General features: G+C 71.3%; 11 protein-coding genes. 6 read left to right on the top strand and 5 right to left on the bottom strand.

Features of this window, described 5'->3' with window-relative positions; genetic code table 11:
• Window positions 1-378 precede the first annotated feature (378 nt).
• Window positions 379-1350, bottom strand: a complete 972-nt coding sequence (locus tag AB0877_RS07785; RefSeq protein ID WP_366607693.1) for an MBL fold metallo-hydrolase — start codon at window positions 1348-1350, stop codon at window positions 379-381.
• Between the two features lie 137 nt (window positions 1351-1487).
• Between AB0877_RS07785 and AB0877_RS07790 the strand changes: the two genes are divergently transcribed.
• Window positions 1488-2705 (top strand): NADP-dependent isocitrate dehydrogenase, encoded by a 1218-nt coding sequence (locus AB0877_RS07790; RefSeq protein ID WP_366607695.1) that lies wholly within the window; start codon window positions 1488-1490, stop codon window positions 2703-2705.
• A gap of 452 nt (window positions 2706-3157) precedes the next feature.
• On the opposite strand, the gene galT is transcribed toward AB0877_RS07790, so the two are convergent.
• The 4 genes from galT to AB0877_RS07810 all read right to left on the bottom strand — a co-directional run bounded on the left by galT (window position 3158) and on the right by AB0877_RS07810 (window position 8299).
• On the bottom strand, window positions 3158-4234 hold the full coding sequence (gene galT / locus AB0877_RS07795; protein ID WP_366607697.1) for a galactose-1-phosphate uridylyltransferase: 1077 nt from the start codon (window positions 4232-4234) through the stop codon (window positions 3158-3160).
• Window positions 4231-5055 (bottom strand): DeoR/GlpR family DNA-binding transcription regulator, encoded by an 825-nt coding sequence (locus AB0877_RS07800; RefSeq protein WP_366607699.1) that lies wholly within the window; start codon window positions 5053-5055, stop codon window positions 4231-4233. The genes galT and AB0877_RS07800 overlap by 4 nt, the downstream gene beginning before the upstream one ends.
• 111 nt (window positions 5056-5166) lie before the next feature.
• A complete protein-coding gene (gene cysC / locus AB0877_RS07805; protein ID WP_366607701.1) occupies window positions 5167-6696 on the bottom strand; it encodes an adenylyl-sulfate kinase in 1530 nt (509 codons plus the stop codon).
• Between the two features lie 88 nt (window positions 6697-6784).
• A complete protein-coding gene (locus AB0877_RS07810) occupies window positions 6785-8299 on the bottom strand; it encodes a glycosyltransferase family A protein (RefSeq protein ID WP_366607703.1) in 1515 nt (504 codons plus the stop codon).
• 239 nt (window positions 8300-8538) lie between these two features.
• On the opposite strand from AB0877_RS07810, the gene AB0877_RS07815 reads away from it, so the two are divergent.
• The 5 genes from AB0877_RS07815 to AB0877_RS07835 all read left to right on the top strand — a co-directional run bounded on the left by AB0877_RS07815 (window position 8539) and on the right by AB0877_RS07835 (window position 12709).
• Window positions 8539-9453 (top strand): ABC transporter ATP-binding protein, encoded by a 915-nt coding sequence (locus AB0877_RS07815; RefSeq protein WP_238681676.1) that lies wholly within the window; start codon window positions 8539-8541, stop codon window positions 9451-9453.
• Window positions 9446-10351 carry an ABC transporter permease gene (locus AB0877_RS07820; RefSeq protein ID WP_366607705.1) on the top strand — a complete coding sequence of 302 codons (906 nt, stop codon included), beginning with the start codon at window positions 9446-9448 and terminating at the stop codon, window positions 10349-10351. The genes AB0877_RS07815 and AB0877_RS07820 overlap by 8 nt, the downstream gene beginning before the upstream one ends.
• The gene (locus tag AB0877_RS07825; protein ID WP_366607707.1) at window positions 10348-11259 is read left to right on the top strand and encodes an ABC transporter ATP-binding protein; all 912 of its coding nucleotides are present in this window, start codon (window positions 10348-10350) and stop codon (window positions 11257-11259) included. The genes AB0877_RS07820 and AB0877_RS07825 overlap by 4 nt, the downstream gene beginning before the upstream one ends.
• Before the next feature lies 1 nt (window position 11260).
• A complete protein-coding gene (locus AB0877_RS07830; RefSeq protein ID WP_366607709.1) occupies window positions 11261-11971 on the top strand; it encodes an ABC transporter permease subunit in 711 nt (236 codons plus the stop codon).
• A 93-nt stretch (window positions 11972-12064) separates the two neighbouring features.
• Window positions 12065-12709 carry a hypothetical protein gene (locus tag AB0877_RS07835; RefSeq protein WP_366607711.1) on the top strand — a complete coding sequence of 215 codons (645 nt, stop codon included), beginning with the start codon at window positions 12065-12067 and terminating at the stop codon, window positions 12707-12709.
• Window positions 12710-12718: the final 9 nt, after the last annotated feature.

Consider the following 12718-nt stretch of genomic DNA (forward strand, 5'->3'; position numbering starts at 1 on the left):
TGGCCAATGGTGATCACCGCGATCGGCATCGGGGTCATCGGGCTCTCCGCCCGCACCGACCGGGCCGCCGTGGCCCACCCCCGGCCCCGGCCCCACCCCCACCCCCGGCCCCACCCCGGCCCGGCCCGCGTTGATCAAGAGGTTTACGTCAGGAACCGCAGCTCCGGTGACGCGAACCTCTTGATCACGAGATGGGGTGGAGTGGGAGGGGAGGGGTGGCGCGTTGGTTGGTGGTCGGAGGACGGGATGGGTGCAGCTTCGGGGATGTTGCTGCCTTGACGGCTTCGGAGGAAGCGCCTTCGGTGATGTTGCGCCGATCTTCCATCGAGATCGTGCTCGATCCTGGTGGTAGTGCTCTCCCGGGCTCGCGTCACCCCTCTATCCAGGATCGAGGGGCTTGCTCGACCGCTCCGGGGGGTGATCCCGTCGCGCGCTCCATTGATCATGAAGTTGTTGCCCTCCGGATCGGCGTGTCGTGGCAACAACTTCATGATCAACAGGCTGTGGGGGGATGGGGCGGGGCGGGGAGGGCGGGGGGAGCGGGAGGGGGAGGGTGGGGCTGGTGAAGGGGGTGCCGAGGTGGGGGGTGGCCAGGACGGTGGGGGAGTGGGTGCGCAGGGCGGTCAGCCGGGAGGTGCGGGCGAGTTCCGGGTCTTCCTCGTGGGCGTACGCCAGGTCGGGGTCGACGAGTTGCACCATGTGCACCAACAGGTCCCCGGTGAGCAGCATCCGCTCGTCGGCCCAGGTCAGGAGCACCGACTGGTGACCGGGCGTGTGGCCGGGGGTGGGCAGCAGTCGTACCGCCGGGGTGAGGGCGGTCTCGCCGTCGACCACCCGGAGCTGGCCGGCGGCGCGCAGGGGCGCGATGAGGCCGGCCGGCAGCCCGGGGTTGAGCGTCTTCGCCGCGTCGATCTCGGCGCGCTGGACCAGGTAGCTCGCGTTCGGGAAGTACGGCCGCCCCGGCGTGCCGGTGACCGCCCAGCCGATGTGGTCGCTGTGCAGGTGGGTCAGGACGACGGTGTCGACGTCGGCGGTGTCGATGCCGGCGGCGGCCAACTCGGCGGGCATCCGCCCCGGCACGGGTGCCCAGCTCGCGGCGGGTGCGTCGGCCGGGCCGATCCCGGCGTCGACAAGCGTGACCGGCCCGTCTCCGGCGCGGATCGCGAAGCTGCGGAACGGCAGCCACCATTGCCCGTCGCCGGTCACCGAGCCGGGATCGCGCCGGTCGGCCTCCGCCCAGTGCGCCGCCGTGGCCTGCGGAAACGCCTCCGTGCGGGGCTGAAAGAAGGCACCCTCACCGTCGGTGAGCGCGGTGACCGTGATAGACCCGAGGGTGCGGCTCAGTGGCATCGGACGATGATTCCAGGGCATTCCTGTTCCGCGCAGCCCGGTTTCGCCGGCCGGTCGAGGCCGGCTGGGGGCTGCCCGCCCAATTGCAGTACGCTCGTACTGCTTGAGCACGTGTCCCCCGAGAGGAGCGCCGGCCGATGGCGAAGATCAAGGTAAACAACCCGGTCGTAGAACTCGACGGCGACGAGATGACCCGGATCATCTGGAAGCAGATTCGGGAGCAGCTGATCCTGCCCTACCTCGACGTCGACCTGCACTACTACGACCTGTCGATCCAGTACCGCGACGAGACCGACGACCAGGTCACCATCGACGCCGCCAACGCCATCAAGGAGCACGGCGTCGGCGTCAAGTGCGCGACCATCACCCCGGACGAGGCCCGGGTCGAGGAGTTCGGCCTGAAGAAGATGTGGCGGTCGCCCAACGGCACCATCCGCAACATCCTCGGCGGCGTCGTCTTCCGTGAGCCGATCATCATGTCCAACGTGCCGCGGCTGGTCCCCGGCTGGACCAAGCCGATCATCATCGGCCGGCACGCCCACGGTGACCAGTACAAGGCCACCGACTTCGTCGTCCCCGGCCCGGGCACGGTGACCATCACCTACACCCCGGCCGACGGCGGCGCGCCGATGGAGATGGAGGTCGCCAACTTCCCCGGCGGCGGCATCGCCATGGGCATGTACAACTACGACGAGTCGATCCGGGACTTCGCCCGGGCGTCGTTCCGGTACGGCCTGGACCGCAACTACCCGGTCTACATGTCCACCAAGAACACCATCCTCAAGGCGTACGACGGCCGGTTCAAGGACATCTTCGCCGAGGTGTTCGAGGCCGAGTTCAAGGCCGAGTTCGACGCCGCCGGCCTCACCTACGAGCACCGGCTCATCGACGACATGGTCGCCGCCGCGCTCAAGTGGGAGGGCGGCTACGTCTGGGCCTGCAAGAACTACGACGGTGACGTGCAGTCCGACACCGTCGCGCAGGGCTTCGGCTCGCTGGGTCTGATGACCTCCGTCCTGCTCTCCCCGGACGGCCGGACCGTCGAGGCCGAGGCCGCGCACGGCACCGTCACCCGGCACTACCGGCAGTACCAGAAGGGCGAGAAGACCTCGACCAACCCGATCGCGTCGATCTACGCCTGGACCCGGGGCCTGGCCCACCGGGGCAAGCTGGACGGCACCCCGGCGGTCACCGAGTTCGCGAACACCCTGGAGCAGGTCATCATCGACACCGTCGAGGGTGGCCAGATGACCAAGGACCTCGCGCTGCTCATCTCGCGCGACGCCCCGTGGCTGACCACCGACGAGTTCATGAACGCGCTCGACGAGAACCTGGCCCGCAAGATCGCCGCCTGATCCAGGCGTACCGCGTCATCGGAGCCCGCCGGCATCTCAGCCGGCGGGCTTCGGCGTGTCCGGCGCCGCCGCGCCGGCTGGCGTCACTGCCCCCGGCGCGCCTCGTTGACCAGGATGGACGAGATGCCAGTCGCGTCCAGGAAGGTTGACCACGGTCGACCCGCGGCACCCGTGCGCCGATCAGCCAGCCTTCCCGGCTGTGCCGTGCACAGCCAGCCGTCCCTTCCCTGCGGGGGGCCCTGTCCCGGGCCCCCCGCGCCCTGTTTCCCGCCAAGCCCATGCGGCACCGCACAACACCGCGCCGCGCCGCACAACACCGCGCCGCGCCGCACAACACCGCGCCGCGCCGCACAACACCGCGCCGCGCCGCACAACACCGCGCCGCGCCGCACACGCCCTGCCAAGCCAAGCCGTGCCACGCCGAGCTCAGGCCCCGCGCGCCGCAGGGCTGCTCAGGCGGCGCGCAGCAGGTCGGCGGCGCGTTCCGGTGCGATGTCGTTGATGAAGACGCCCATCCCGGATTCGGAGCCGGCCAGGTACTTCAGCTTGTCCATGGCCCGCCGGATGCTGAACAGCTGCAGGTGCAGGTGGCCCAGCTCGCGGTCGACCCGCACGGGAGCCTGGTGCCAGGCCGAGATGTAGGGCATCGGCATGTCGAACAGGCCGTCGAATCGGCGCAGTAGATCCAGGTAGAGCGGCCCGAAGGCGTCCCGCTCGCTGTCGCTGAGCGCCGGGATGTCCGGCACCACGCGGTGCGGCGCGACGTGCACCTCGAACGGCCAGCGGGCGGCCGCCGGGACGAACGCCGTCCAGTGTTCGTTCTCGGTGACCACCCGGTCACCGGTGGCGCGCTCGGCGGCCAGCACGTCCGCGTACAAGTTGCCTCCGCCGGTCCGCTCGGCGTGCCGGCGCGCCGCGGCCAGCAGCGCGCGGGTGCGCGGCGTCACGAAGGGGTACGCGTAGATCTGGCCGTGCGGATGGTGCAGCGTGACGCCGATTTCAACGCCCCGGTTCTCGAAGCAGAAGATCTGCTCGACGCCGGGCAGCGCGCCGAGCACCTCGGTGCGGTCGGCGAGGGCGTCCAGCACGGTGCGGACCCGGCGCGGGGGCAGGCTGGCGAAGGAGGCGTTGTGATCCGACGTGAAGCAGACCACCTCGCACCGGCCGAGGCCCGGCCGGACCGGTGTGAACGGGGTGATCTCGCCGGGCTCCTCGGCCACCCGACCGCTCAGCGACGGGAACCGGTTCTCGAAGACCACCACGTCGTAGTCGGGCGCGGGGATCTCGGTCAGCCGGTCGCCCACCGACGGGTCGAGAGGGCACTCGTTCGCCGGTGGGAGGAAGGTGCGGGTCTGCCGGTGCACGGCGACCGCCACCCACTCGTCGGTCAGCGGGTCGTAGCGCAGTTGCGACGCGGGAGGCGGCGGCGGCAGGTCCCGGCGGTCCGGCTGGTCGCGGACCGCGTCGTCGCGCTCGTCGAAGTAGATCAGCTCCCGGCCGTCGGCCAGGTCGATCGCGGTGCGCTTCACGGCGCCGTCCCCTCAGTTGTCGGCGTGCGCGTTCCGCGGCCCGCCCCTGTCGCCTTGACCATGATCAGTTCGCCCACCTTCTCGCCGAGTACCCGTCGTGCGGGTGGAGGCAACCGGTCGTCGCTGACCAGTACGTGGGCCGCCGTCAACCCGACGATCGAGGAGATGCCGACGGTGCCCCACTTGGTGTGGTCGGCGAGCACCACCAGCTGGTCCGCCGCCGCCACGAGCGCCCGATCGGTCTCCGCCTCCATCAGGTTGGGGGTGGTGAAGCCGGCCCGTTCGGTGATCCCGTGGACGCCCAGGAAGAGCAGATCCAGGTGCAGTGAGCGGACGGCCCCGACCGCGAGCGGACCGACCAGCGCGTCCGACGGTGTGCGTACGCCGCCGGTGAGCACCACCGTCTGGTCCGGGCGGCCACCGGCGTGCATGATCTCGGCCACCGGCAGCGAGTTGGTCACCACTGTCAGCTCGGGCACGGCCACCAGCCGGCGGGCCAGTTCGGCGGTGGTGGTGCCGGCGGAGAGCGCGACCGCCGCTCCCGGCCGGACCAGCTGGGCCGCCCGGTCGGCGATGGCGGCCTTCTCCGGCAGTTGGCGGACCGACTTGGCGCGGAAGCCCGGCTCGTCGGTCGAGCTTGGCCCGGTCGTGGTGGCGCCGCCGTGCACCTTGGCCAGCAGGCCGCGCTCGTGCAGCGCGTCGAGGTCCCGCCGGATGGTCATGTCGGAGACGCCGAACTCGCCTGCCAACTCGCTGACCCGGACGCCGCCGGTCGTGCGGACCCGCTCCAGGATGGCCGTCTGCCGCTGCTGAGCGAGCATCAGCCGTGCCTCCCCGAGCGTTCCGTACCCTCACGCGGTCAAACGTGTTCCAACAAAGGTGAACACTAGCGCGTGTCGCTCAGCGGTGAGAGGAACGGGTACGGCGACGCCTCAGGCGGTGGCGATCTTCAGCTCCACCCAGCCGGTCTCGGTCAGGTGGTGCAGCACGGCCTGCACCGCGTCCGCCACGCTCAGGTCGGTGGTGTCGAGCACCAGATCGGCGTCGGTCGGCTCCTCGTACGGGTCGTCGATGCCGGTCATCCCGGTGAGCAGGCCAGCTCGCGCCCGCGCGTACAGGCCCTTGCGGTCCCGCCGCTCGCACACCTCCAGCGGAGTGGCCACGTGCACCAGCACGAAACCCGATCCGGCGGCGAGGGCCATCTCCCGGGCGGTGGCCCGGGCCGCCGCGTACGGGGCGATCGGACAGCAGATGCCCACCCCACGGTGCCGGGCGATCTCGGCGGCCACCCAGCCGATCCGCCGGACGTTGAGATCCCGGTCGGTCTTGCTGAAGCCCAGCCCGGCGGAGAGTTCCCGACGCACCACGTCCCCGTCGAGCAGGGTCACAGTGCGGTCGCCGCTCTCCCGTAGCGCGTCCGCCAGCCCCCGGGCGATCGTCGACTTGCCGGAGCCGGAGAGACCGGTCAGGAAGACCACCAGCCCTCGCTGCCGACGCGGCGGCCGGGCCCGGGCCAACTCCCGCGCCACGGCGGGCGGCGTGTGCCACTCCGGTAGCGGGAAGCCCCGATCGAGCAGGTCGTCGATCTCCGGCTGGGTCAGCGCGAGCCGGCGGTTACGCGGCGGGATGTCCTCCCGCCACCGCCACTGCCCGTCGCGGTTGTCGTAGGCGAGTTCGCGCGGCACCAGCACCCGCAGCCCGGCGCCGGAGAGCATCTCTCCGGTGGAGAGCAGGTGGGTGACCCCGTACGCGGCCGAGACCCGGGCGCGAAGCAACGCGTCGCTGATCTCCTCGCGTCGGTGCGACAGTGGCACCGCGATCAGGGTGGCGGGCGGCATCCGGTCCCGCGCGGCGAAGATCGAACGGACCAGCGCCTCCGGTGGGAGCCCGTCTGCGCCGCCCTCGCCGACCGGGATCATCACGAGCAGATGAGCGGCCAGGGTGCGGGCGGCGTGGGCGATCTGGGCGAGCTGTGGACGATGCAGCGGCCGATCGGCGATCACACCGAGCACCCGGCCCGGGGGCAGCAGCGCGCGGACCTCCTCCGGGTTGCGCCGCAGTCGCTGGAACGGACCGTGCCCGCCGTCGCCCAACCGCCGAACCTGGCCGCCCACTCCCGCCACGCCCTCGCGGACCGGCCAGACGTCGGCCACGTCCAGGGCCGCCGCCGGGGCGCCCTCCCCGTCGGTCAGCACGAGCGCCCGGCGGGCCGGGTCGCGCGGGTCGAAGCTCTGCGCCAGGGCGGCCGGCACCTGGAGAACGACCGCGACCTGCCACGGTGTGCCGTCCGCCAGCCGGCCGCGTCGACTGACCGAGACCAGGTCGGCACGGGTCATGAAGCCGGTCAGCGGGGCGTACGCGCCGGTCAGCAGCAGCTCCAGATCCGCGAGCTCACCGGGACGTGGCGTGTACGCCGGTGCGTCACGCAGCACCTCGTCGGGCAGCACCCAGCCGTTGCTCATCCACACCCCCCACTCGCTGACCGGCACACAGTTTCGCAGCCGACCGCCCATCGGTCGAGAGCGCCACTCCAGGACCCAGGCGGGCGGATCAGCGCTTGATCCGCCGGCCTACCGCCGACCGCACCCGGTTCCACACCTTCCGCTGGTCGCGGATCCGGGGCCGCGATCCGTCGGCCCGGCAGATGAACACCAGCGGCAGTCGGGCGTCCTCGGTCCAACCCACGTTCGTGATCCGGACCTTGAGCTGCCAGCTGCCTCTGGTCCGGCCCCCGTTGAGGGCGGCGAAGTCGATCGTGGCGGTGGCCCGGTGCACCAGGTGGACGGTGTCCGCTCCGGTCGTACCGGTGATCCGCTCGGTCTCGAAGGTGTTCGGAAGAAAGATCTCGGTGCCGGTCTCCCGATGGCGGGCCACCAGGTCCAGGCGGGCCTTACGCACCTGCGCGGTGGCGTCGAGCACCTCGGGGGCGATCTCGTCCATCGGGAGCACCAGCACGTCGCGGCCGTCGTCGGTGCGGAAGCCGACTGGCTGGTCCTCCGAGCGAAGCTCAGCGGCGAGGGTCACCGTGACAGCGTGGTCCGCGTGCTGGAGCTCGTCGATCTTGCCGTGCGCGGCGATGCCCGCCTCCCAGGCGGCCAGCTTGCGCAGGTCAGCGACCCGGCCCCGCTCCGCCAGGTACGTCACTGCCCGCAGCAGGGGCGGCAGGCCGGCGGCGACGCCAGGGGCGAAGCGGTCCTGGATGATCTTCTGGACCTCCAGCGCGACCTGCTCCAGCCACGCCTCGTCGGCCTCGAGTGCCCGCTTGCCGCGCAGGCGGCTGATCATCTCGTTGCGCAGCCAGCGCCGGTGCAACCGGTCCCGCAGCGGACCGGGCTCGGTGTGCGCGTCGACGATGTCCAACGCCTCCCGCACGGCCCGGTAGTAGCTCGTCGGCTCCAGCGGACCCGCGGTGACGTTGCGCGCGTCGGTCCGGTGGACGTGGTGGTAGCAGACGTAGTCGGACAGCACCGAGGTGTGCCGGCTCAGGAAGTAGGCCCGCACGACCATCGCGTGGTCCTCCAGCCGACGCTTCCCGCCCTCCGGAAACCGCAGATCGTGCTCGTTGAGGAACGCGCGCCGGAACAGCTTGTGACAGGTCAGGCTGTCGATCAGGGGCGAGTTCGCCAGGGTGGCGTCGAAGCGGTTCTTGCGGAACAGCTCCCGCGGCACCGGGCGCCCGTACCCAGCCATCTTCCCCACCACGATGTCGGCGTCGTTGGCCTTCGCGCAGGCGTAGAGCCGCTCCAGTGCCTCCTCGGCGAACCAGTCGTCGTCGTCGGCGAAGAAGACGTACTCGCCGCGGGCGTGTTCGACGCCGAGGTTGCGCGGACGCGACGGCCAGCCGGAGTTCTCGATGTGCAGCACCCTGATGTGGGGGTGCTCGGCGGCCAGCCGGTCCAGCCGCTGCGCGGTGTCGTCGGTCGAGCCGTCGTCGACGAAGACGGCTTCGAACTCGTCGGTGGGCAGTGACTGGCGCAGCAGCGAGGCAGCGAGCTTCTCGATGTGTCGGCCGCTGTTGTACGCCGGCACGACGACGCTCACCTTGGGGACGCCCACCTCGGCCATCAGGATTCCTCCCGCGTCGTCGGTCGATCACCGGGCGGGTCGATGCCTGGTGAACGGGAGGTGAATGGTGTCACCCTGGACGGGTCTTTCCCAAGGCGGGGTCGGGTCGAACGCGGGACCGGCGCAAACGTCACCGGAGCCGCGGCGGGGGACCTTAGGGGTCCGCCGGGAAAAGGATCAGGGGAGTGCCGGGGGCGTGCCGGTGTCCCTGCTGGGCATCGACTCCCTACGCTGGGCCCGTGACACTGATCGCGACCCAGTCGCTCACCAAGACGTACGGAGGTCGGGTCACCGCGTTGGCCGACCTCACCGTCGCCGTCGAGCCCGGGATCATCGGCCTGGTGGGCGCGAACGGCGCCGGCAAATCCACGTTGATCAAGATTCTGCTCGGCCTGATCGCACCGACCAGCGGTCAGGTCTCGGTGCTCGGCATCGACCCGACCGCAGACCCGGCGGCTGTCCGCAGCCGCGTCGGCTACATGCCGGAACACGACTGCCTCCCACCGGACCTGTCCGCCGCCGAGCTGGTCACCCACCTCGGTCGGATGAGCGGCCTGCCCCGCACCGCGGCTCGCGAGCGGGCCTCGGAGGCGCTGCGGCACGTCGGGCTCTACGAGGAGCGCTACCGCCCGGTCGGTGGCTACTCGACCGGGATGAAACAGCGCGTCAAGCTGGCGCAGGCGCTGGTGCACGACCCCGACCTGCTGTTGCTGGACGAACCGACCAACGGCCTGGACCCGGCCGGCCGCGACGCCATGCTGGCCCTGGTACACCGGATCGGCACCGAGTTCGGCATCTCCGTGCTGGTCTGTTCGCACCTGCTCGGCGAGGTGGAGCGGATCTGCGACACGCTGATCGCCATCGACGGCGGCCGGCTGCTGCGCGCTGACAACATCTCCGCGATGACCACGGCCACCGACGTGCTCGCCGTGGAGGTCAGCGAGGGCACCGAGGAACTCGCCGCCCGACTCGCCGAGCTGAAGCTGCCGGTCGCCCGGGACGGGCGACTGCTCCTCGTGCCGCTCGCCGACGACGGCACCTACGACCTGATCCTCGGTGCGGTCGCCGAACTGGACCTGCCACTGCACCGACTGGACCAGCGCCGGCACCGGGTGGCCGAACTCTTCGCCACGAGGGAGCTCACTCATGCCTGAGCCGTCCACCGCCGCGGTGCGCTCCACGCCCACCGGCGTCATCCACGACATCGGCTACCAACGCTACGAGGGCCCGAGACTCGGCCGCCGACAGGTCTTCGGCGCTCTCTACGGGCACGGTCTGCGCACCGCGTTCGGTCTCGGCCGCAGCGCCAAGGCCAAGATCTTCCCGTGGCTGGTGGTCGGCATCGTCAGCCTGGTCGCGGTGGCCCTGGCCGCGATACGCAGCCAGATCGGCGAGCCGGTGGCCACGTACGCCCAGTTCGCCGACGCGATGAGCTGGCTGGTCATCTTCTTCGTCGCGGTCGTCGCCCCGGAGCTGGTCTCCCGGGATCTGCGCAGCGGCGTGCTGCCGCTGTACTTCTCCCGGCCGCTGCCGCGCTCCGACTACGCGTTGGCCAAGCTGCTGGCGCTGGTCACCGCCCTCTGGCTGCTGCTCGGCGGGCCGCAGCTGCTGATGTTCCTGGGTGCCGCGTTCACCACCAAGCAGGGTATGCGCGGGGTGTGGAACGAGCTGCTCGACCTGCTCCCCGGCCTGCTCTACGCCGGGCTGTGGGCGGTGGTCTTCGCCTCGGTCGGCCTGCTGGTCGCGTCAATGACCGGTAAGCGCGCCTTCGCCGCCGGCGGTGTGGTCGCGGTCTTCCTGATGACCACCCCGATCGTGGGCGTGCTGAGCATCCTGCCGTCGCGTGCCGCCAACGAGCTGGCCGGGCTCGCCTCACCCTCCACGCTGGTTCAGGGGGTGGGCATCTGGTCCCTGGGTGACCTGCTGGTCGAGGGCGATCCGGGCGAGATGATGATCGGCGGGTTCGGCCCGGTCTACGCCCTGGCCGCGGTGCTGCTGGTCGCCGGTGCGACCGCCCTCCTGCTGGCCCGCTACCGGAAGGTCGCCTCATGAGCACGCTGAGCCTGACCGGGGTGTCCCGGTGGTACGGCAACGTGGTCGCCGTCAACGACATCAGCATGGCCCTCGGCCCGGGCGTGACCGGGCTGCTCGGCCCGAACGGCGCCGGCAAGACCACGCTGCTGCACATGATGGCCGGTTTCCTCTCCCCGTCGCGTGGCACCGTCACCCTCGACGACGAGCCGACCTGGCGCAACCCCGACGTCTACCGGCGGCTGGGGCTGGTCAGCGAGCGGGAGGCGGTGCAGGGTTTCCTCACCGCCTACGAGTTCGTGCTGGCCAGCGCGAAGCTGCACCGGCTGCCCGATCCGGCGGCGGCGGCCCGACGGGCGATCGATCTGGTGGAGCTGGAGTCGGCGCAGGACCGCCGGATCGGCACGTACTCCAAGGGCATGCGCCAGCGTGCCCGGGTGGCCGCCGCGATGGTGCACGACCCGCAGGTGCTGCTGCTCGACGAGCCGTTCAACGGCATGGACCCGCGCCAGCGGCTGCACATGATGCAGCTGCTGCACACCCTGGGTGACGCTGGCCGGACGATCCTGTTCAGCTCGCACATCCTGGAGGAGGTCGAACAGGTCTCCGGGACGGTGCAGGTGATGGTGGCCGGCCGGTTGGCCGCCTCCGGCGACTTCCGGACCATCCGCCGGTTGATGACCAACCGCCCGCACGTCTTCGCGGTGCGCTCCACCGACGACCGGGCGCTGGCCGTCGCGCTGATCGCCGAGGCGTCGGTGAGTGGGGTCGAGTTGGACCCGACCGGCTTGACCGTGCGGGCCGGCGACTACGGCGCGTTCACCCGGGCGCTGCCCCGGATCGCGCTGAACAAAGGCATCCGGGTACGGCAGCTGGTGCCGTCCGACGAGTCCCTGGAGAGCGTCTTCTCCTACCTGGTGGAGGCCTGACATGTCGACAGTTACCTGGATCACCGCGCGCGGGTTGTTCGGCCGACGTCGCTTCCTGCTGCTGCTGCCGCTGCCGTTGGTGCTGCTCGGGCTGGCCGTGCTCTGCCGGTCGCTGGGGGTGGACCCACGCCAGTGGGGGCCGCCGGTGCTGGTCGGCCTCGGGCTGGCCGTGGTGCTGCCGGTGGTCGCGCTGATCATCGGCACCGGCGTGCTGGGCGCCGAGATCGACGACGGCACCGTGGTGCACATCCTGACCAAGCCGCTGCCGCGCTGGCAGATCGTGCTGCCGAAGCTCGCGGTGGCCGCCGGGGTCACCGCGCTCACGGTGGCGGTGCCGCTCTACGTCGCCGGTGTGCTCGCCGATTCGGTACGCCTCGGACTGGGGCTCGCGGTCGCGGGGGCGCTCGGCGCGCTGGCGTACTCGGCGCTGTTCCTGGCGCTCAGCCTGGTCACCAGGCGGCCGGTGCTGCTCGGGCTGGTCTACGTGCTGATCTGGGAGGGGTTGCTGGGCAACTTCGTCAGCGGCACCAAGGTGCTCTCCATCCAGCAGTACGTGATCGCCCTCGCCGACCGGATCGCCCCCACCGGGCTGCTGGAGACCAGCGTGTCGGTGCCGGTGGCGTCGGTGATGACCGCGCTGGTCAGCGTCGGCTTCACAGTGCTCGCGATCGACCGCCTGCGCTCGTTCAGCGTGGCCGGCGAGACGAGCTGACAACGGTGCGTGCCGCTGTTCCGGCCAGCCCCCGCGCGGCGGTAGGGCTGGCCGGATGGACCGGTCGGGCCACTTCGGGCCAGGCTGGTGGGCGTGAGCGTCGAAGCGGAGCGGACGTCGTTGGCTGAGCCGTACTCCCGGAGCAGCCGGCCGTGGCTGACCAGCCTTGCCGTCGCCGGGCTGGCCTGTGCCACGGTCGCCACGGCGGCTCAGGGCACCGGCAAGTTCCACTGGTGGGCGGTCTTCATCCTGATCCCGGCCGCGTTGATCGCGGCCAGCGGTGGGCCGTTGCTGGCTCGCGGGGGCGGCCGGGCCTTCGCCGGCTACATGCTCGCCTGCGTCGGCACGATCGTCTTCGCGGTCGGCGCGCTGCTGATGTTCGGCGTGATGGGGCGAGGCTGGCCGCTCCTGGTGGTGCTGCCCTGCCTGGCGGTGGCCGGCACCTACTGGTGGCGCGCGGCCCACCCGCTGGTCCGCGGCCTGCACCGGGCCGTGGCGCTGCTCGCGCTGACCGCCGCGCTGCTCGGCCTGACCCTGCAACTGATCCGGGTGGATCTGATCCACCTGAAGACCGGTTGGTGGGGCGCTTTCCTGATGCTGGCCGGGGCCATCGTGCTGGGCAACGCGGGGGAGCTGACCCGGCACCGGATGCCGTACCGCCTCCAGGCGATCACCCTGCTGGTGGGGCCCGCCGTGATCGCGTTCCTGCTCGGGCTGCGTTTCCTACGCGGCTGGTAAACCCCCGGT

The organism is Micromonospora sp. NPDC047644 (genome assembly GCF_040704315.1).
In the GTDB taxonomy this organism is placed as follows: domain Bacteria; phylum Actinomycetota; class Actinomycetes; order Mycobacteriales; family Micromonosporaceae; genus Micromonospora.

What these genes read in the sequence shown, in the direction of transcription:
- AB0877_RS07785 (WP_366607693.1), bottom strand. Translation starts at nt 1,350, where the DNA reads ATGCCACTGAGCCGCACCCTCGGGTCTATCACGGTCACCGCGCTCACC.
- AB0877_RS07790 (WP_366607695.1), top strand. Translation starts at nt 1,488, where the DNA reads ATGGCGAAGATCAAGGTAAACAACCCGGTCGTAGAACTCGACGGCGAC.
- AB0877_RS07800 (WP_366607699.1), bottom strand. Translation starts at nt 5,055, where the DNA reads ATGCTCGCTCAGCAGCGGCAGACGGCCATCCTGGAGCGGGTCCGCACG.
- cysC (WP_366607701.1), bottom strand. Translation starts at nt 6,696, where the DNA reads ATGAGCAACGGCTGGGTGCTGCCCGACGAGGTGCTGCGTGACGCACCG.
- AB0877_RS07810 (WP_366607703.1), bottom strand. Translation starts at nt 8,299, where the DNA reads ATGGCCGAGGTGGGCGTCCCCAAGGTGAGCGTCGTCGTGCCGGCGTAC.
- AB0877_RS07820 (WP_366607705.1), top strand. Translation starts at nt 9,446, where the DNA reads ATGCCTGAGCCGTCCACCGCCGCGGTGCGCTCCACGCCCACCGGCGTC.
- AB0877_RS07825 (WP_366607707.1), top strand. Translation starts at nt 10,348, where the DNA reads ATGAGCACGCTGAGCCTGACCGGGGTGTCCCGGTGGTACGGCAACGTG.
- AB0877_RS07830 (WP_366607709.1), top strand. Translation starts at nt 11,261, where the DNA reads ATGTCGACAGTTACCTGGATCACCGCGCGCGGGTTGTTCGGCCGACGT.